Here is a 19,465-nt window from a genome sequence, read left to right on the forward strand (position 1 = left end):
CCATTTCTTGAAAATTATCGATCCGTTAAAAAAGATTAAACCGTAACCAACTCGTCGGCTTGTTTTGCGCTCTGTGAAGGGGCTTCCGACTCTAATTCTACGAAAAACTTTTTATACCAAACTAGGAAAACATATGCTGTCCAGATATAACGTGCATAGTTGTGTCTGTTATGGTAATGGTCGTCCAAAAATTTCACCAATTCATCAGTGTTAAAGAATTCTTTGGCAATATCGGACTGAAAACTTTCTTTGACCAAATTATAATACTTTTCTTCACGCAGCCAATAGCGGATTGGCACAGGGAAGCCGACCTTTGGACGATTAGCCCATTCTTCCGGCAATACTTCCTTCGCTGCAGTACGCAGTGCATATTTCGTATTTTCCTGATTCACACGAAGCGGTGTAGGAATGTGTGAAGCCATTCCCATCACTACCTTATCCAAGAACGGAACACGGAGCTCAATCGAGTGCGCACAGCTCATTTTATCTGCCTTTAACAGAATATCGCCAGGAAGCCATAGCTTCAAATCAAGATATTGCTTTTTCGTTACATCATCTTTATTTTTCACTTTATTATAGACTTTTTGTGTAATGCTTCGAACGGAAGGACCCTTCTTAAAGTCATCCTTTAATACTTTTAAAGCATCATTTTCATCCCAAACCTTTGCTTCGCCAATGAAGGTTTCCTCAACCGTTTGGCCGCCTTTGACAAGGAAGCCCGTAATGCGGTTCTGCGGTAATGCCTTTGCCACATTTGAAGCCGCGCGGCGGAGGGCAAATGGAATTTTTTCATATTTCGCCATTGCTGGTGTAGGGCGGTACCACTCATAACCACCGAAAATTTCATCGGCACCTTCACCAGACAACACGACAGTAACATGCTTACTTGCAAGCTCTGCCAAGAAATATAACGGTACAGAGGACGGGTTGGATTGCGGTTCATCCATATGGTATTGGATCGTTGGCAGCTTCTCAAAGCATTCATCTGCATTAATAACAGATTTATGATTTTCAATTCCAAGAATATCTGATAAATCCTTGGCAAGATTGGTTTCGTTGAAGATTCCCTCATGGTCCTGGAAGCCAACAGAGAAAGTTTTATTTGGCTTTAACAGGGAAGTGATGTAGCTAGAATCAATCCCGCCGGATAAAAATGAGCCGACTTTCACATCACTAATCTTATGGTACTTCACGGATTCTTCGACTGTGGTTTTTATTTTTTCCACATAATGCTCTAAACTGTCTTGATTTTCATCAAAGTTAACATCCCAATAAGACTTGATGTCGGCCTTACCATTTTTATAGATCATGTAATGGCCAGGCTTTAACTTGAATACACCTTTAAAGAAGGTTTCATCAAGTACAGAATATTGGAACGTAAGGTATGGTTTAAGGGCATCCTTGTTTAATTCCTTTTTAAAGGATGGATGCTTTAAAAATGCTTTAATTTCCGAACCAAAGATAAACGAGCTATCTGTTGTGTTCTGTGTATAGTAAAGTGGCTTGATACCAAAGAAGTCACGTGCTAAGAACATCTCTTGTTTTTTCTGATCCCAGATCGAGAAGGCAAACATTCCTCTCACTTTTTGCAGTAAATCAACGCCATACTCTTCGTAGCCGTGTAGGATAACCTCACTGTCGGTATGGCTTCTAAATTGGTGTCCTTTTGCCACGAGGTCCTTGCGAATTTCTTCAAAGTTATAAATTTCCCCGTTAAAAATTAGCACCACGCTGTTATCTTCATTGTACATTGGCTGACTTGCTTCCTCAGATAAGTCGATAATCGAAAGTCGTCTAAAGCCAAAGGCTACACGCTCATCGGTAAACACACCGCCGCTGTCCGGTCCGCGGTGGATGATCGTGTCCATCATATTATTCACTGTCGTTACTTTATCTACAGTCGTGCTTGTATCGGCAAAGCCTACAAAACCACACATAGTTAATTATCACCTTTCGTTCTGCTTTGAATAATTATGGATTATAGTAAAAGTTTTTTATCCATCTCTATTAAAACACTAATAGTTTACGATTCTTTAACGTTTCCTTTACAATTTCCGCTTCATTAAAAGGAATTTCCTTTTTACCGACGATTTGGGCTGTTTCATGGCCTTTTCCGGCAATCAGGATCGTATCTTCTTCCGTGCTTACATGAATCGCATATTGAATAGCTTCTAAGCGGTCAACAAAAACTTTATAGTTTCCATTCTCTTCCTCAACTGCTTCAACAATTTCGTCAATAATGAAATTCGGATCTAAATCCTTTGGATTGTCGGAAGTGACAATGGCTAAATCAGCAAATTTGGCCGCTGTTTTACCCATCGCCCGACGCTTCAATCTACCGATTTCACTATCTGGCGCATAGACACCAAAGACCACAATTAATTTGCCTTTTGTGTAAGGTCTAAGCGATGTGAGAGCCTTTTCCAGTCCATCTTCTGTATGAGCAAAATCAATCACGATCTTATAATCCTTGTCCTTAAAGACCACTTCCATCCGGCCCTTAATCCCTTCAAGGTTGCGGATTCCTTTTTGAATAGTTTGCAGATCAATCTTGTGACAGTACGCACAAGCAATCGCAGCTAAACTGTTATACACATAAATATCCCCGGGAATGTTCACTCTTACTTCGATGTTTCCTCTTGGGGTATTGGCTGTAAAAAGAGTATAATCAGCAAAATAGCGAATATCAGATGCATAGATATCGGCATCGGAATCCATGCCATACGTAATCAGGGTAGTATCGTAATCCTTTATTTGATCAATGAGCCGCTTTCCATAAGGGTCATCGTTATTGATGATATTATAATCCTGCGTCATATCAAATAAAAGAGCCTTCGCTTGAAAATAGTCTTCCATATTGTGGTGAAGCTCTAAATGATCCGGGGTAAGATTGGTGAAAATCCCTGTATTAAAGTTGCTATAAGCAACCCTGTTTAGGCTGAGCGCATGGGAGGAGACCTCCATAATGCAATCATCCGTACCTGCTTCAACCATATCGGTAAAGATTTTTTGCAGGTTTAACGACTCCGGTGTTGTGTTTTGATTCTTCATGAGTTTATTGTCAATGACTGTTCCGATTGTACCGATCAGCCCCACTGATTTTTTAGCTTCTTCAAAAATTGATTTCAGAAAATAGGTGATTGAGGTTTTTCCATTCGTTCCCGTAATCCCAATTAAATTTAATTTTTCTGTTGGATTATTGTAAAAGTTAGCTGAAACTCTGGCTAATGCCTTTCGGGAGTCTGCCACCTTTAGAATGGTTACATAGTCTTCAACCCAAATATCCTTTTCAACAATAATAGTTGTCGCACCCATTTCAATTGCTTTTTCAATAAATTGGTGCCCGTCGACTTTAAAACCTGAAATTGCGACAAAGAGACCATTTTCCACTACTTCCCTAGAATCATAGGCAATGGAGTTTACTTCCCTGTCTAACTCTCCCTTAATTGGTTCAAATTCAAGGTCTTTAACAACGTCCGTTAATAACATGTAATCAACTCCATTTTTATTCTAGTAAGTTTTAAGAAAAACAATAAAAAGATGAACTGGACCACACATGGTCCAGTTTTATTTTAAAAATTTCTTCGCAACTTTTCCCGCAATGATTCCAGCATAAGATAACCCTGGTTTTGGATCCTTCCAATCCCAAATTGCGTAGGCGTGTTTTTTAAACAGCGATTTCACAACCTGCGGGACGGTCAGCTGTCCTGTTTTAATATAATCCTTCACAGCAAGCATATCTTCATAGCCATACCAGAAAACCTGACCGGTATTTTCTTTAATTGCCTTAGGAGGCAGTGGATTGCCGGTTAGCTCGCGGTAGGCGATGTATGGCATATTCAAGCCAATTTTATTAATTAACGTATTAAAGTTTGTCGTACGTGCATTGATTTCAATTAAATAAAACTTACCTGTATTGGCATCCTTTTTAAATTCAATTTCGGCAAACCCCTTCCAGCCGATTTCCTCTAAAAATTTCGCGCCAATTTCATACAGCTCCGGAATATATTTTTGGCCGGTATAAACAGATGCGCCAAAATTGATTGGGTACTGGCGGAACTTTTGGAAGGTTGCCCAGTGGGACACCTTCGAATCCTGGTTTAAATACGCATCAAAGGTGTGCATATGATCATCGAAGCCGGGAATAATCCTTTGTATAATGACTTCTAGGCCCGCTTCTTCAGCTTTGGCCAATGCTTCCTGTAATTCTTGACGATTATGGACCTTAAAAAGTTTCCTTCTAAATTTGGCCACGAAGGTAGGGGAATCGGTTGGTTTTACAATACATGGGTATTTCAAGATGCTTTCTACTTTTTCAAAAAGGTTTTCTTCGTTTACCCGAACCGTTTCCGGTACATTCACACCTTTTTCCATCGCAATACGGTGCAATACTTCTTTATTCATGGCCTTCGTATATAAACCTTGTTCCGTCTGCGGAATCAAGTAGTATTTTCTGATTTCATCTAAGTATTCATCGATGACTTCCAAATAAGAATCATGACATGGAAATAACACCGGTTTCGCATTTTGTTTTTTTGCGTAATCAATTAAAAACTGAATGAATTGTTCCGATTCATTTTTATAATGAGGTGCGATCAGCCGCTCTGATGTATATTTTGATTTGGCTCCGTACGTATTTTCCTCTGAATAATCAACCGCAACTGTTTGAATCCCGTGCACACCCAAGCAGCGGATGACACTTAACCCGATATAATAGTTACACCCCAAAATGACTGCCTTATTACTCACTTTTTCCATCTCCTCATTCCTTCGTTCCCTAGTCCGTTCTCACATTCTATAATATTCGATTTATATCAACACTATCTGGAGGTAGATTACAAGATTTATAATTCTTTTTGCAAAAACGCTCGAAAAATTTAGCATCTATATTATATGACGATACTCCATTATTATAAAGTAATTTAACCAAAATAGAATTGTAATTATTTAGGTAAAATCCTTAAAATAAAGATTAGCACCCATCATAGCACAATAATCTTGCCTCAAACCATTATTCGCATTAATATTCCGACTATATATTGGCGGCACGCACCGTCAATATATATGAAGGGCTTTTGGATATATTCCATAATTTGCAAGTTTGATTTATCTGAAAATACTTATGCACCATTAGGTGATTTACGGTAAAATGGGAGATATAGCCTGGGGAGGGGGAAGCAAATTACGATGTTAAAGGCCAATATCTTAACGTTTTTACTATTTTTTGCTTCATTGGCTGCCGCAATAGGCTCCAGACCTATTAGCATCGAAAATAACCTCTACATGAAGGCTTTTCTTTTGTATTTGTTATTTTCCTGCCTCTATCATCACCTGAGGATTACAAGCAAAAATGGAAGTACCTCCGTTGATTATGGAATTTCCTATAGCTTATCGATTGGATTATTTACCGGCCCACTAGGCTTGTTTATTTTTGAAACCTTTTACCGCTTTATTGTCTTTTTTTATAAGAAAGTAACTAAAACAGCCGATCCCCATGAATTTACCGATACATTTTATAATATCGGTGCTTTTGTATTGAATAATTCAATTGCTTTTTATTTATTCCATACTTACTATCCAAAATTTCAGGGAGTCCCATTCGGCTTTTGGATTTTAATGTTTTTACTCGTAACAGTTACCTCAGTCCTGTCTGATCTTTATCTCGTTTTAATCTTCTATTTCCTAGGGGATATTAAGACGGGTAAGGAAGCGATCGATTTTTTCAAAAGCAGAAGCGTGCTTGATATGGGGAAATTATCGTTCACAAACGGTCTATTATTTTTATTCCTCCAGGAACAAAAATGGGAGATGCTGATCAGTCTGTTTATTCTTAATTATCTAGTCAGCCGTTCCTTCGTTTCAAAATCACAGCATATTCAAAATAAGATTGAAAGGGATCGGTTTGAGCAGATGGCCTATACCGACTTTTTGACTGGGGTGTTTAACCGGGCCTTTATGGACAAAAAGATGGAGGAATTGAATCAAACTGGTGAATATCTCGGAATTGTTGTCGCTGATATTGATAAGTTTAAGCAAATTAATGATAACTATAACCATGCTGTCGGTGATCAGGTCATTCAGCATTTTGCAGCCACATTAAAAAGCTATATTTTGATGGACGATTATTTGTTTCGGAGCGGCGGAGAAGAATTTACGTTGTTTCTTCGGCATCGGCATTTTGAACAATGTGCCGCATTAATTGAAACCATCCTGCAGAGCCTTGAAAGTAGTAAAGTTAATGTTGAGTATAAGGGCGAAACAGCCACCATACACTATACCTCTTCATTTGGACTGTATTTCTTTAAAGTAAATGAAATAGTCTCAATGGAAAAAGGATATGTGTATGCCGATCAATTGCTGCTGCAGTCGAAACAGTTAGGCAGAAACCGTTTATCGTCGACGAATGGAGCAAAAGTAAGCGAAACAAACCACCAGCTAGTGTAAGAAGGAAGACCCTGGCCAATTAATCGGGCACAAGCACAGGGTCTTTTTTAGTTTTGATATCCTTCCAACATTGAGAAAAATTCCTTTAAAAACTCATAAAACAGCTTCTCTGTTGGAAGTAATTCACGGTCACGGGGGATGATGACCCCAACGGAACGAGTCACAGACGGTTCCATTACAGGAATTTTAACTGTTCCGCGCGGCAGGCTGTCCACCAATGTAATTTCAGGAATCAACGTCACTCCCAACCCGGCAGAAACTAAGCCTTTAATTGCATCAATATCTTCTCCTTCGAATGACACCTTTGGCTCAAACCCTAGTTGTCTGCACGCATTTACAATGATTTCATTTAAGATAAATTTCGGAGGGAACAAAACAAATGATTCCTCCCGCAGTTGATTTAGCTCCAAAGTACGCTGCCCTGCAAGACGATGATCCACCGGCAAAAGTGCGACAATACTATCCGTGAATAAGGTGCTTCCTTTTACTTTCGCCTCATGTTTTGGCACCGGGCCAATTAAGGCCATATCAATATCTCCTTTGATCACTCCATCAATTAAAGAATGGTAGGAGCTTTGCCGCAGGTGGAATTTCACTAGTGGATAACGTTCACGAAATGCCGAAATGGCAGTTGGCAGTGTATGGGCAGCAAGGCTGCTGGGAAAGCCAATTCGAATGACCCCATTTTCCGGATCAAGATACTCCTCAACCTCTCTCAACCCATTTTCAATCACCGTTAATGCTTGTTCCATATGTTCAAGAAATATTTTCCCTATTGGCGTTAATCGTACATTCCTGCCTTCACGGAAAAACAAGTCAACCCCAAGCTCTGATTCTAAATTAACAATTTGCCGGCTTATTGCGGACTGTGCTACATTTAACTTCTGCGCAGCCTCTGTCATATGTTCACGCTTTGCAACTTCGATAAAATACTGTATTTGCCTTAATTCCACAGCACTAACCACCATTCATCTCAATTCAGCATGATTCTAATCTATTATTTATATTGATTCGATTATTTCTCCATTATAAAATATTTCATAATAATAATTCCAATAATTTAAAAAATAAATAGAAAAATTGTGGTAGGGGGAGAAAAGGAATGGCGGCAATTGAAGAGGTCAATCAGGTAGAACTCCTATTGGCAAAAGAATATGTTAAAGAAGTATTTGAAATGGTAAAAAAGCGAAATCCAAATGAAGATGAGTTTCATCAGGCGGTAAAGGAAATCACAGAATCACTTATTCCTGTTTTCGCAAAATATCCAAAATACATGCAGCATGGCATTCTTGAAAGACTGGTTGAACCTGACCGCACGATTAGTTTTCGGGTTCCATGGGTTGACGATAAAGGAAAAGTCCAAGTAAACCGAGGTTTCCGAGTTCAGTTTAACAATACCATCGGCCCTTATAAGGGCGGATTGCGTTTTCATCCTTCCGTAAATGCCAGTATTATTAAATTCTTAGGCTTTGAGCAAATTTTAAAAAATTCCTTAACCGGTTTGCCTATTGGCGGAGGGAAAGGCGGCTCAGATTTTGACCCTAAGGGTAAATCTGATGGAGAAATTATGCGTTTTACCCAAAGCTTTATGACCGAACTTTATCGGCATATCGGGCCGGATGTAGATGTTCCAGCTGGTGATATCGGTGTTGGTGCAAGGGAAATTGGCTACCTTTTTGGCCAATATAAAAGAATACGCGGTGGCTTTGAAGCAGGTGTCTTAACCGGTAAAGGTCTTGGATATGGCGGAAGTTTAGCGCGTACAGAAGCAACAGGCTACGGGTTGGTTTATTTTGTAGAAGAGATGCTGAAAGACCGTGGTCTTAGCCTACAAGGAAGTACAGTTGCTGTTTCAGGCTCCGGAAATGTTGCAATATATGCAATGGAAAAAGCCTCACAATTAGGTGCAAAAATTGTTGCCTGCAGCGACTCGAGCGGCTATGTTTATGATGAAAGCGGAATTAACCTTGAAACCGTAAAACGGTTAAAGGAAGTCGAAAGAAAAAGAATTAGTGAATATGTAAATGTCCATCCTCATGCCCACTATTATGAGGGCTGCAATGGAATCTGGACAATTCCATGTGATATCGCCTTACCATGTGCGACACAAAATGAAATCGATGAAGTTTCCGCAAATATTCTTGTTTCCAATGGTGTTAAAGCAGTCGGTGAAGGAGCCAATATGCCATCGACTCTTGCAGCGATTGACATATTCCTTCAAAATGATGTTCTTTTCGCTCCGGCAAAGGCTGCAAATGCCGGCGGTGTAGCTGTTTCTGCATTAGAAATGTCACAAAACAGCGCACGTCTAGCATGGACGTTTGAAGAAGTCGATCAAAAGCTGCACAAGATTATGGTCAATATTTACCATACCAGTGTAAAGGCATCAGAGGAATATGGCTATCCAGGAAATTTGGTTGTCGGTGCAAATATTGCAGGTTTTATAAAAGTAGCAGACGCCATGATTGCACATGGTATTTAAAACGAACTCAAGATATACACAAAGACAGTCACCAGCTTTTAAAACTGGTGACTGTCTTTATTTTTATCGGTTATCTACTTTTTCTGGATATAGATCATGATTCATTAAGCGGAATTGAGCCATTTCTTCATATTTCGTTCCTGGTTTTCCGTAATTGCACCAAGGGTCAATCGAAATGCCGCCGCGCGGTGTGAATTTACCCCACACCTCGATATAGCGTGGATCAAGCAACTTAATTAAGTCGTTCATAATTATATTGACGCAGTCCTCATGGAAATCACCGTGATTTCGGAAGCTGAAAAGGTATAATTTCAATGATTTGCTTTCGACGATTTTTTTATCTGGAATATAAGAAATATACATGGTTGCAAAATCGGGCTGCTTTGTTAGTGGACAAAGACTTGTGAACTCTGGACAGTTAAATTTTACAAAGTAATCCCGATTTACATGGAGATTATCGACTGCCTCTAATACTTCAGGTGCATATTCAAATGAATACTGTGTATTCTGATTTCCTAATAAAGTCAAATCCTTTAAACCTTCTTCATGGTTTCTGCCAGACATAAAAAGACCTCCTGTAAAAATATCAAACAAAAAAGCCATGTCCTATATGGACATGGCATAATCGTCATGTATCCATAGTTTTTTATAGAGGGTTTCCGCTATGAACCTCTCCCGTTAAACACGAGTATATAATTCTCTCATAATCATAAAGAACATGTGGAAAAACGTCAACTGGAAAATGATATTCGACAAAATTCGGGTGGTGCCAGGCACCACCCGAATTTTGTCGAATTATTTATTCATACTCGCAAGGAAATCACCGAGCAGGTCGTCTAGGTTACTTTCCACTTCTTGTTCTGTTTCTTCTTCGGCGCCGTGCGGTTGACCTTGCGATACGTTTTCCCAATCAAAGGTGTTTAAGTCATCCTCGAGGTCTAGCACTATGGCAGTTGCTGTTTCTTCCATTGTTGGAAAAGTTGATCGGACAGGTGATTTGACCTCTTTCGGTTCTTCCTGAAGGTACAAGGCCTCGTCAATATCTAATGAGCTGCTATTTAACGAAGCAAGCAGTGCTGTTGACCTTACAGGGTCGGCCAATAGATGATAAACAATGCTTCCCATTAGGGCAAGGGAATGTTCATGTTTCAGCCAATCTCGCTGTGACTTACTTAGTTTATGGGGGAGGGGAATCGTGATGGTTTCCTTCTCCCTTGCATAAGAACTCGCCACACCCTGCATAACAAAGTCAGCAATTTTACTTGAAAAGTTCCTTCTCTCGGTCTCCTTTAAACTTTGCAGTTGCTTTACTAAATGATCAGGTGTATCCGAAGGGATACGAAAGGAGATGGCCTGCCCCCGCTTAATTTCACTTAAAGTGGACTTTTTCATAGGATCACCCTATTTTAGGCTTTTTTAACTGGTTCTTGTACCACTTTTGGCTTTTCACTTTTTTTGACAAAATCAGTGATGAGCTTGTAATAAGCATTTGCCATCATCCAAATACTTTCTTTCTCATCTTCAAAAAATTCAATGTTATAGCCATCTAAATGATTGTTTAAGGTTTTAATATACTCCTTTAGAACAATTGAACCCCCGCCAACAAAATAGCAAATTTCAGTTTGTGAGTTCCTTTGCCAAACGTTGCGCAATAAGCGATATTGCTTTTTGGCTAATTCGACAAGAATGCGGTCGGTGATATCATGAACACTTGTCCGGCTACCTTTTACCATAATATGATTACGGTCATTTTTTCTTGTAATAATTTCAACCACATCGCGGCGGCTGTCTAGTTCAACGCCATGTTTTGTCCGAATTTCCTCACGAATGGCCTCCAATGATTCGGACACACCGAGGTTAAAGCCCTGTGCCTTATCATCATCGACATTACGGTTCTTGATGACAGCGATATCTGTCGACAATCCTCCGATATCTTGAATTAATATTCTTTTATCAATTAAATCTTTATTGATAATTTTTAAGTTGTTATCCATAACAAGGTTAATAAAGGCAGCAAAGCCTTCTGGATAAACCTTTACTTCATTAAATTTAATATTTACCTTTAAACCTTGGTATTTTGGTGTTACGAGGAATTCTACTTGATGGACGGAACCAATCAATTTAGAACGGTAGCCCACATCCTTGCCCTCTTTCACCTCACGAAGGGGGAGACCAGTTCCAAGATTGTAATTTGCATCAATCACATTTTTCATACGCGGAAAAATCTTTTCATTTTCTGCTCTTACAGCATCTAAAGCAAGTGTTGCAAACAGCATGACTAATGTTTGGTCTTCCTCTGATTTGCTGCTGCCTGGATCTAATTCTGCAGCATTATTACTTTTAGTTGCTAAATTACCGATACGATAAATTGCGTTGTTTTCCTTCAGGGCAGGGGAGTGTACCTTAATATGAATTCCATCAAGAGGGTTTTTATTATCCAATTCTTCAATCCCGATTACTGGGCGGTCTTCTGTATCCCTTGCAATAATGTTGGGAACCGTTAATTGGAAGTCTAATTCCCCAAAAATAGCCTTAATTGAATCATTTCCTACATCCACAGCAGCAATTCTAGCATTCGACATCTTTTTATCTCTCTCCTTATAGGTTAATAGATTAGTATTATGAAAAGGTATGTATTTCAAGTTTGCCTATTTAAAGGATAAAGGGGAACCATAGATTCTTCAATAGTATCTTGCGAAAAGATACAAAACTGTAAACCTGTAAACAACCTGTAAACCAAAGCTTGCTTGTACACATTTTTGTAAACATCGGTGACAACTTTGTACACATATTGTTATAGAGCGATGTATACGAAATCGTGGACATGTAAACAAATATGTGTACAATCGTTTACAAATAGTACACAAGTAAACATTTTTGTAAACATCTAAAATTCTAGTGAGTTCGACAGCTTAGCACGGCACTCTTTAAACGAATAATGTTAGTTTCCTTATACCAGATTGGATATAGATTAAAAAGGTATTGCCAACACCTTTTACACAATCTGGTAGCAAACCATTCCCCTCATGCCTAGTACGTATATAAAAGAGTAGAATGCTCTTCCTAGCCTTTTGGTCTTAGGTCACATCTCCATTTTCTTAACCATCCCCACGCAGTTTCTTTATCGATTATTTTTTACGCAGTAAGGGGTAATACAGACCGCTCCTAATGAGCATATTATCTTTTTTTGAAAGGTTCTGTTAAACTTGCCAATCAATTTCCGCTCCAATCAGTGTAGTGGCTATATCAACAATGAGGTTGAAATGTGACCTATAGAGAATAGTAATATCTTATAAACAATGTTAATAAATCCGTACAAATAACCGTTAAATAGCCGTGCAAACACATTTGAATACACGTAAACAAAGTCGTATACAATTGTTTACAAATAGTACACTAGCAAACAATTTTGTAAACATTCGAACTTTCCTATAAAGATGACATCCTGATATGATTCCACTAAAATTACATCCCCTCTAACCAGAGTGTGTTGTAGCCTTTATAGATGTATTAACAACTTTTCCCGACTTATATCAATCGTGCAATTCATTCTTTCATAAACTGATAGAGGTCACCCATGTTCTTAATACTTAAAGGAACAGAAGGGTGCTCCTTTTATTTCTAAATTACCTTTTCCAATACAATACTCAAATCCATACCATAATTTAATTATTTTTCCGTTCAGTTACGATCAATACTTACTAGTCCCAATAGTCCTTTTGATAAAATTAATATTTTGTAAACAAGGAATACAAATACGTACACTTACTTTCACACAGCTATGTAAACGCATTTGTAAACATGTGTGCAAATTTGTCTACAAATGTTTACAATAAGTACACAAGTAAACGCTTCTGTAAACATACAAAAAGTCAAAAAAAAACAGCCAGTAACGGCTGCCAATTCTTACTTCGTTATTTTAGCATCCTCCATTTTCCTCTTCCCAAAGCGGAATGCAGACTTTAAAGGTGGTACCTACACCTTTTTCACTTTCTACATCAATTCTGCCTTTCATCCGTTCAACAATCTGATAACAAACCATTAACCCCATTCCTGTTCCTTTTTCTTTTAAGGAGTAGAAGGCTGTTCCTAATCTTTCAATTTCTTCAGCTGACATTCCAATACCCGTATCCGTTACAACAATTTCTCCGTATCTATCATTTTTCCGTACGGTTAGGGTCAAAACCCCGCCATTTCTCATTGCTTCAATACCATTTTTCACAATATTAATAATGACTTGTTTTAATTCACTTTTATTCCCCTTCACTAAAACCTCTTTTTCTAAAATCGTATTCAAAGAAATATTTTTAGACATGAAGGCAAATGTGTTCATTAAATCTGCGACTTTTTTTGATAGATCACTTATATCAACCTTTTCAACATGTTCAAGGTCTGGTTTCGCCAGCGAAAGGTAATCATTAATAATTTTCTCCGCCCGGTTTAATTCATCAATCATTAATTGAATATAGCTTAATTCGGTTTCGTCCAAATGATCCTTTGTTAAAAAAATCTGCAAGAATCCACGCACTACAGTCATTGGATTGCGTATTTCATGGGCAACCGATGCAGCCAGCTGACCAATTGCATTCATTTTCTCTGCTCGCTGCAATTCCTTCTGGATTTTCGTCTTTTCAATAATCTTTTCCATTTCACCAATGGCTTCTTCCACCCGATGGACGCTGCCAATACTTTTTGGAATAGATCCAAATTCTTTATAGGTATCTGCAAGACGTTCAAATAATACGGTTAATTGGGAGGTCATATAGTTAAACTTTTCGCCAAGTTTCACCATGTCAGATTGATTCGAGATATTCAGCTTTACATTAAAATCACCTGAACTCACCGCATTGATTCCAGAGATAATTTCATTTACAGGAGCAAGAGCCCTTCGAATCCCCCATCTTAAGGTAAAGTAAACTAACATTGTAATGAAAATCAAAGAGAAAAGAACGTATAAACCAATTTTCTCTTTGAATCGGCTTATTGCAGAGGCATCAACATCCACTGCAAGCACAGCAATTACCTTGCCATTATCGTCAGTGATCGGATGGAAGGCGGTAATCCATTCCCCGTATTGATCATGATAAAGACGGCTGCTGGTTACCTTCCTTTCCTTAATAGCAACATTAAAGGCATGAAGAAATTCTCCTCCTGCTTGATAGGAACTAAAATTATTGATACCATCCAAACGGTCAGTTTCCGTCACCGCTAAAAAGTGCAATTCATTTCGATTCTCAATTTTTGCATCCATTAAATATCCTTGTAAATATTCGGAATTTTCCCTCTGTACTAGCCCTACCAAATGATTTAGCTTTTTTAAGGAAGGGCTTTTTGGGTCATGAGAGTGGATTGCTTGAAGCACATCTTTATAGGGTATCGTATAACTCCAAAGACTAGCAACTCCCTTTGCCCGCTCAGTAAATTGATTTGCTAAGTTCTTGGTTACATAATAAAATGTGAATCCTGCTGTTGAAACTACTACCACAAATGTTATTAAAAAAGAAAAAAATAATATTTTGCGATACAGAGGTAATTGGTTCGCATATCGTTTCCACATAGATATTGGTCCTTTCGGATTTATAATTACAATTATATCGTGAAAATTCGACATTTAATAAGCTAAATCCTTTGTCAACTTTTACCTCCCCATTCTTTTTAAATTAAATATACCTATTCAGTATACAAATTTTTACCACATCGCCGGAAAATTGCAACAATTCGACTTCCGTGATAATCTTGTGTTTATGTATGTGTTTGGGGGAGAGAGAATATGAACACCAGGGCTTTCGTATTAGCCTTAATTACAGTCACTATTTGGGGATCTACATTTCCTGCAATCCGTGCAGGTTTGAATGGCGGCTATTCTGCGGGTCATCTAGTTCTCATTCGTTACTTAATTGCCTCCGGTTTGTTTGCGATTTATGCGCTGCTTCCCGGTGTTAGATTTCGATTGCCGCGAAAAGAGGATCTTTTAAGAATTTTATTACTCGGATGGGTTGGAATCAGTATCTATCATATTGGGGTTACCTTTGGTCAACAAACGGTTTCGGCTGGTACCGCGGGGATGCTTGTTGCCTCTGCACCCATTTTTACGGCACTCATTGCCGTGTTTGTATTAAAAGAGCGCTTGGGTTTTGCCGGCTGGCTGGGATTAGCTATTGGTTTTATTGGGATTGCTGTAATTACTATCGGAACAGCAGGGCCTTCTTTAACGATTTCAAAGGGGGCCTTTTTAGTGGTAATTGCAGCGGCGGCAACCTCTGTATTATTTGCTTTTCAAAAGCCGCTTTTACGCCGGTATAGCTCAATAGAGTTAACCGCTTATTTTTCATGGGCTGGAACAATCCCTTTTCTTTTGTTTATGCCCGGACTTTTCCAAGACCTTCAGCATGCATCATTGGAGGGAAATCTATCGGCCATATATATCGGAATTTTCCCAACAGCCATCGGTTACGTCACATGGGCGCTCGCACTCTCAGCAGGAAAAGCCGGCTCCGTAACCAGCATGCTCTACATTGAACCAGTCGTCGTCCTCATCGTCGCCTGGATTTGGCTAAAAGAGTGGCCCAGCAACCTCACCATCCTCGGCGGCATCATCGTCATCTCCGGCGTCATCGTCGTGAATGTACTCGGGAAAAAACAGAAAGCAACAGCGTAAATTCGACAAAAATCGGGTGGTGCCTGTCACCACCCGATTTTTCTTGTTTCACAAATAATGTTTCACACTATTTTATTTAAAGTGTGGACTACATTTGTTATGATGAATAGGGCTAATTTTTAAAACAAATATTAATTCTATTCATTATTTTTTTTGATTGGACGTGGTTTTTTTAGTGAAAGAAACTGTTATTTATAAACAAAATGATGAATTTATGATAAAGGCTGATTTTTATGCATCTGGGCATGATGATGCTCCAGTGATTGTTTATATCCATGGGGGAGGGCTGCTTTGGGGAACACGAGAGGAAATTACAGAAGATATGGTCCGGCTTTATACCAACAATGGCTTTTCAGTGTTTTCCATCGATTATCGGCTTGCTCCCGAAACAAAACTACCAGAAATCCTAGAGGACGTCCAAGATGCACTGATGTGGATTCAATCTGAAGGACCAAAAAAATTCTCAATTAATCCAAATCGAATTGCTGTGATAGGGAGTTCCGCCGGCGGATTTCTTGCACTATGTACCGGAACTTTTACATATAAACCACTTGCCATCGTTTCTTTTTATGGGTATGGAGATATTAGTGCCAAATGGGCAACCACACCCAATAAATTCTATAGTCAAAAATTACCCGTTTCTAGGGAAAATGCTATGAATCTTCTATCCAGTCAAATGATTGCAGAAGGCACAGTTGAGGAACGTTTTCTCCTTTATTTATACGCTAGACAGACCGGTGAATGGATTCAAATGATCTCAGGTTTTAGTCCTTTAACAGATAGAGAGAAACTGCTAACGTTTTGTCCCTTCCATACTGTTACAGACGCCTATCCGCCAACATTATTATTACATGGAACGAAAGATGTCGATGTTCCGTATGAACAATCGGTATTTATGAGAGGTGCTTTAGTTAAAAGAGGAATCGAAACAAAGCTCATTACCATTCCAAACGGAGAGCATGTCTTTGAGAAAGATTTTCATAATCCTGTCGTCCAAAAAGCACTTCATCAGGTAATTGAATTCCTTCAAAGTCATTTATGAAAAAAAGCTTTTAAGGAGTGAACAAAATGCTGACTGTAGAAGACCTCCTCCAGATTAAATCCATAGAAGGGATTAAAATTGTTGCTGGAGAAAAGGGACTTAAAAATCCAATATCAATTGTTAACATAATGGAAAACCCAGATACCTTCGACTGGTTGACATCCAATGAACTGCTTCTATCCACGGGATATATTTTCAAAGATGATGTGGAGCTCCAAAATCGAATTATTAAAGAGCTGGCAGAAATAAATTGTTCGGGTTTATGTATTAAAATGAAACGGTACTTTGATAAAATTCCGCAAAACATGATAGATCTTGCGAATGAGTATGGCTTCCCTCTTTTAGAGCTGCCTTTTAAGTACACTCTATCACAAGTCATTTCAATCTTTAACGAAAAAGCATCTGGAAGATATGATTTAATGAACCGGCAATCTCTAGACATACATAACAAATTGTTTAGAATAGAACTCGAAGGGGGTGGCATGGAAAAGCTTGCTTCTGAATTAGTCCATACTCTCAATAATCCAATCCTCTTTCTTGATCGTGATTGGAATTTACTCCATTTCGTAGACCTTGAAGAGAATATTTTGCCACTAAAGGCTAATCTTCGCCTTGAAAAAAATTGGCCTGTCTTCTCTAAGGATTTTACAGACACTATTCCAGAAAAAATTAAAGAATTTAAGAAGGCAATAAAACGGATTTACTATACAAATGATTCAGAAGTCAAATGCCAAGTCGTCCCGGTAGCTGTTTCCAATTATATTTATGGGTATATTGTGGTTTGGCAGACTGTACGTGAATTGAGTCCGTTTGATTATGTCGTTTTAGAAAGTGCCTCCACCATTTTGGCACTTGAAAGGATTAAGGCAAAGGAAATAGAGGAAGTTAAATTAAAAATAAGGCAGGACTTCTTTGATGATTTATTAACAGGGAAAATTTCATCCATTGACTCCATTCAAACTCTTTGTGATTTACATGGATTAAAGTCAGATTATAAGTATTACTGTATTGTGATTGATGCTGAACCAATTAAATCAATAGAAGATGACGATATGATAACGAAAAAATACAGACTAGAAAATATCGCAAAGAAATCTGTCCATTTGATTTATGATGCTTCCAATAAAGTAAATGGAAAAATAAGTTGCTTTTACCGAAATAATCGGATTATTACCCTCGTTGGGAAAAAGGAATACAAACCTTCCTCCACGATTGATGAGGCCAAAAAGTTTTCAAACCACATTTATGAAATCCTAAATAAAGAAGTCTCCAATGCTTCTTTTTCAATCGGAATTGGAAGCCAATACAAAACGATTACTACTCTTTACAAGAGCTTTTCAGAGGCCAATGAAGCCATTAGGATGATGAAGCAATTTGGAGGCAGCTTAAGAGTTTCTCATTTTGATGACTACTCCATCTACCATTTTTTAAGTTCAAATATCAAGACTTCCGAGTTAGAAGGTTTTTTTATGAAAAGCATTGGAAAAATCTATGACCATGATAAAGAACACGGCACAAGTTACCTTACTACTTTAGAGAGTTATTTTAATAATAATCAAAATTTGAGTGAAACGGCAAAAGCAATGTTTATTCATAGAAACACTCTTATCTATAGAATTGAAAAAATTAAAGAAATCCTAAGTACTGATTTAAAAAACCCAGAAGAGATTTTGCAATTCCAATTATCTTTAAAAATCTATCGATTATTAAATCATCTCCACCCTCAATAAAATTCCCCCATACTCAACCAGTATGGGGGAACTTTAACCTTTATAATTTTTAAAAAGTTGCATGTATACAATCAGTTCGCCCCAGTGCAGCATTTCCTGGGAAGTCAGACTTTACAATATGCGTCCCTGCCTGTTCATGAATTGCTTCCTTTAGACTTTCTGGATTTGTAATAATTACCCGCTTACCATTACCTTCTAAAAAGCTTAAGCTGGCCTCAATCTTAGGCAACATACTTCCTTTTGCAAAATGGTTTTCATTAACATACTTTTTGGTTTCTTCCACTGATATCTTTTCTAGAGCTTTTTGATTTGGTTTCCCAAAATTGATACAAACTCGTGGCACACCAGTTGTGATGATTAACGTCGACGCATCGATTTGCTCTGCTAATAGACTCGTTGCAAAGTCCTTATCAATGACTGCATCAACTCCAACGTAGGAACTAGGACCGTTTTTAATGACTGGCACCCCGCCTCCGCCAACAGCGATAACAACAAAGCCTGCATCAATCAAAGATTTAATTGCATCCTTTTCGACAATATCAATTGGTTTTGGTGATGGAACCACTCTTCGATACCCTCGTCCCGAATCTTCAATGAAAATCCAATCTGAATGTTCTTTTTTCATTTCTTCAGCCTGCTCAAGCGTAAAGAATGAACCTACAGGCTTTGTTGGATTTTTAAAGTTAGGGTCATTTTTACTTACTTCAACTTGTGTTATTACAGTAGCAACCTTCTTCTTAACTCCCCTGACAGCAAATTCATTGGTTAATGCCTGTTGAATTTGGTACCCAATTCCCCCTTGAGTATCTGCCACACAATTGGCAAGCGGAACAGCTGGCATTCCTGCCATTTCATTCGCAATTTCGGATCTTCTTAGCCCAAATCCTACCTGTGGGCCGTTCCCATGTGTCACGACAATGTCGTAGCCATCTTGAACCATATCTGCAATATGCTTCGCTGTTTCACATACAGCTTCATATTGGTCTTTAACGGTATCACGGCCATTTTCTTTTACCAAAGAGTTGCCTCCGATTGCAACAATCGCAAGTTCTTTCAATCTACTCTCCCCCTGATTGACAAGACCCCAATGAATGGGGCCTTGTTATGTC

General features: G+C 38.5%; 14 protein-coding genes and 1 riboswitch. Of the genes, 5 read left to right on the forward strand and 9 right to left on the reverse strand.

The genetic code is table 11. From position 1 onward, the window contains the following. Nucleotides 1–35: 35 nt before the first annotated feature. The 3 genes from asnB to ACFQZ9_RS13655 form a co-directional block, all read right to left on the reverse strand. Nucleotides 36–1,937 carry an asparagine synthase (glutamine-hydrolyzing) gene (gene asnB / locus ACFQZ9_RS13645; protein WP_498944210.1) on the reverse strand — a complete coding sequence of 634 codons (1,902 nt, stop codon included), beginning with the start codon at nucleotides 1,935–1,937 and terminating at the stop codon, nucleotides 36–38. Between the two features lie 70 nt (nucleotides 1,938–2,007). Beyond that, a complete protein-coding gene (locus ACFQZ9_RS13650; protein WP_198310969.1) occupies nucleotides 2,008–3,489 on the reverse strand; it encodes a UDP-N-acetylmuramoyl-L-alanyl-D-glutamate--2,6-diaminopimelate ligase in 1,482 nt (493 codons plus the stop codon). 78 nt (nucleotides 3,490–3,567) lie between these two features. Further along, a complete protein-coding gene (locus ACFQZ9_RS13655) occupies nucleotides 3,568–4,758 on the reverse strand; it encodes a carboxylate--amine ligase (RefSeq protein ID WP_498944212.1) in 1,191 nt (396 codons plus the stop codon). Between the two features lie 429 nt (nucleotides 4,759–5,187). Here ACFQZ9_RS13655 and ACFQZ9_RS13660 point away from each other — a divergent pair, with 429 nt between their 5' ends. Then, nucleotides 5,188–6,444, forward strand: a complete 1,257-nt coding sequence (locus ACFQZ9_RS13660; protein WP_498944213.1) for a GGDEF domain-containing protein — start codon at nucleotides 5,188–5,190, stop codon at nucleotides 6,442–6,444. Between the two features lie 47 nt (nucleotides 6,445–6,491). Here ACFQZ9_RS13660 and gltC read toward each other — a convergent pair whose 3' ends face one another. Next, nucleotides 6,492–7,397, reverse strand: a complete 906-nt coding sequence (gene gltC / locus ACFQZ9_RS13665; protein ID WP_198310972.1) for a glutamate biosynthesis transcriptional regulator GltC — start codon at nucleotides 7,395–7,397, stop codon at nucleotides 6,492–6,494. Between the two features lie 149 nt (nucleotides 7,398–7,546). On the opposite strand from gltC, the gene gdhA reads away from it, so the two are divergent. After that, entirely contained in the window at nucleotides 7,547–8,926 is a 1,380-nt protein-coding gene (gene gdhA / locus ACFQZ9_RS13670) for an NADP-specific glutamate dehydrogenase (RefSeq protein ID WP_498944214.1), read from the forward strand. Between the two features lie 63 nt (nucleotides 8,927–8,989). Here the strand turns inward: gdhA and queF are convergent, their stop codons facing one another. From queF to ACFQZ9_RS13690, 4 genes are all read right to left on the reverse strand, one after another. Beyond that, entirely contained in the window at nucleotides 8,990–9,490 is a 501-nt protein-coding gene (gene queF, locus ACFQZ9_RS13675; RefSeq protein ID WP_026573785.1) for a preQ(1) synthase, read from the reverse strand. A 68-nt stretch (nucleotides 9,491–9,558) separates the two neighbouring features. Further along, nucleotides 9,559–9,605: riboswitch (PreQ1 riboswitch) on the reverse strand. A 116-nt stretch (nucleotides 9,606–9,721) separates the two neighbouring features. Continuing rightward, on the reverse strand, nucleotides 9,722–10,318 hold the full coding sequence (locus tag ACFQZ9_RS13680) for a hypothetical protein (RefSeq protein ID WP_498944215.1): 597 nt from the start codon (nucleotides 10,316–10,318) through the stop codon (nucleotides 9,722–9,724). Nucleotides 10,319–10,332: 14 nt separating this feature from the next. Continuing rightward, nucleotides 10,333–11,508 carry a ParM/StbA family protein gene (locus ACFQZ9_RS13685; RefSeq protein WP_198310975.1) on the reverse strand — a complete coding sequence of 392 codons (1,176 nt, stop codon included), beginning with the start codon at nucleotides 11,506–11,508 and terminating at the stop codon, nucleotides 10,333–10,335. A 1,337-nt stretch (nucleotides 11,509–12,845) separates the two neighbouring features. Continuing rightward, nucleotides 12,846–14,483, reverse strand: a complete 1,638-nt coding sequence (locus ACFQZ9_RS13690) for an ATP-binding protein (protein WP_498944216.1) — start codon at nucleotides 14,481–14,483, stop codon at nucleotides 12,846–12,848. Between the two features lie 213 nt (nucleotides 14,484–14,696). Between ACFQZ9_RS13690 and ACFQZ9_RS13695 the strand changes: the two genes are divergently transcribed. From ACFQZ9_RS13695 to ACFQZ9_RS13705, 3 genes are all read left to right on the forward strand, one after another. Continuing rightward, on the forward strand, nucleotides 14,697–15,584 hold the full coding sequence (locus ACFQZ9_RS13695; protein ID WP_498944217.1) for a DMT family transporter: 888 nt from the start codon (nucleotides 14,697–14,699) through the stop codon (nucleotides 15,582–15,584). A gap of 175 nt (nucleotides 15,585–15,759) precedes the next feature. Beyond that, nucleotides 15,760–16,626, forward strand: coding sequence for an alpha/beta hydrolase (locus ACFQZ9_RS13700; RefSeq protein WP_498944218.1), 867 nt, complete (start codon nucleotides 15,760–15,762; stop codon nucleotides 16,624–16,626). Between the two features lie 26 nt (nucleotides 16,627–16,652). Further along, nucleotides 16,653–18,356 (forward strand): PucR family transcriptional regulator, encoded by a 1,704-nt coding sequence (locus ACFQZ9_RS13705; RefSeq protein WP_498944219.1) that lies wholly within the window; start codon nucleotides 16,653–16,655, stop codon nucleotides 18,354–18,356. 49 nt (nucleotides 18,357–18,405) lie between these two features. On the opposite strand, the gene arcC is transcribed toward ACFQZ9_RS13705, so the two are convergent. Continuing rightward, the gene (gene arcC, locus ACFQZ9_RS13710; protein WP_498944220.1) at nucleotides 18,406–19,413 is read right to left on the reverse strand and encodes a carbamate kinase family protein; all 1,008 of its coding nucleotides are present in this window, start codon (nucleotides 19,411–19,413) and stop codon (nucleotides 18,406–18,408) included. Nucleotides 19,414–19,465 lie beyond the last annotated feature (52 nt).

The sequence above is a fragment of the Neobacillus sp. GCM10027624 genome, assembly GCF_042675345.1.
In the GTDB taxonomy this organism is placed as follows: domain Bacteria; phylum Bacillota; class Bacilli; order Bacillales; family Cytobacillaceae; genus Neobacillus; species Neobacillus cucumis_D.

Bases quoted from the DNA above. Each gene is read 5' to 3' on its own strand.
- ACFQZ9_RS13690 (WP_498944216.1), bottom strand. From the start codon at position 14,483: ATGTGGAAACGATATGCGAACCAATTACCTCTGTATCGCAAAATATTA.
- ACFQZ9_RS13685 (WP_198310975.1), bottom strand. From the start codon at position 11,508: ATGTCGAATGCTAGAATTGCTGCTGTGGATGTAGGAAATGATTCAATT.
- queF (WP_026573785.1), bottom strand. From the start codon at position 9,490: ATGTCTGGCAGAAACCATGAAGAAGGTTTAAAGGATTTGACTTTATTA.
- ACFQZ9_RS13660 (WP_498944213.1), top strand. From the start codon at position 5,188: ATGTTAAAGGCCAATATCTTAACGTTTTTACTATTTTTTGCTTCATTG.
- ACFQZ9_RS13655 (WP_498944212.1), bottom strand. From the start codon at position 4,758: ATGGAAAAAGTGAGTAATAAGGCAGTCATTTTGGGGTGTAACTATTAT.
- gdhA (WP_498944214.1), top strand. From the start codon at position 7,547: ATGGCGGCAATTGAAGAGGTCAATCAGGTAGAACTCCTATTGGCAAAA.
- ACFQZ9_RS13650 (WP_198310969.1), bottom strand. From the start codon at position 3,489: ATGTTATTAACGGACGTTGTTAAAGACCTTGAATTTGAACCAATTAAG.
- asnB (WP_498944210.1), bottom strand. From the start codon at position 1,937: ATGTGTGGTTTTGTAGGCTTTGCCGATACAAGCACGACTGTAGATAAA.
- ACFQZ9_RS13680 (WP_498944215.1), bottom strand. From the start codon at position 10,318: ATGAAAAAGTCCACTTTAAGTGAAATTAAGCGGGGGCAGGCCATCTCC.
- ACFQZ9_RS13695 (WP_498944217.1), top strand. From the start codon at position 14,697: ATGAACACCAGGGCTTTCGTATTAGCCTTAATTACAGTCACTATTTGG.
- ACFQZ9_RS13705 (WP_498944219.1), top strand. From the start codon at position 16,653: ATGCTGACTGTAGAAGACCTCCTCCAGATTAAATCCATAGAAGGGATT.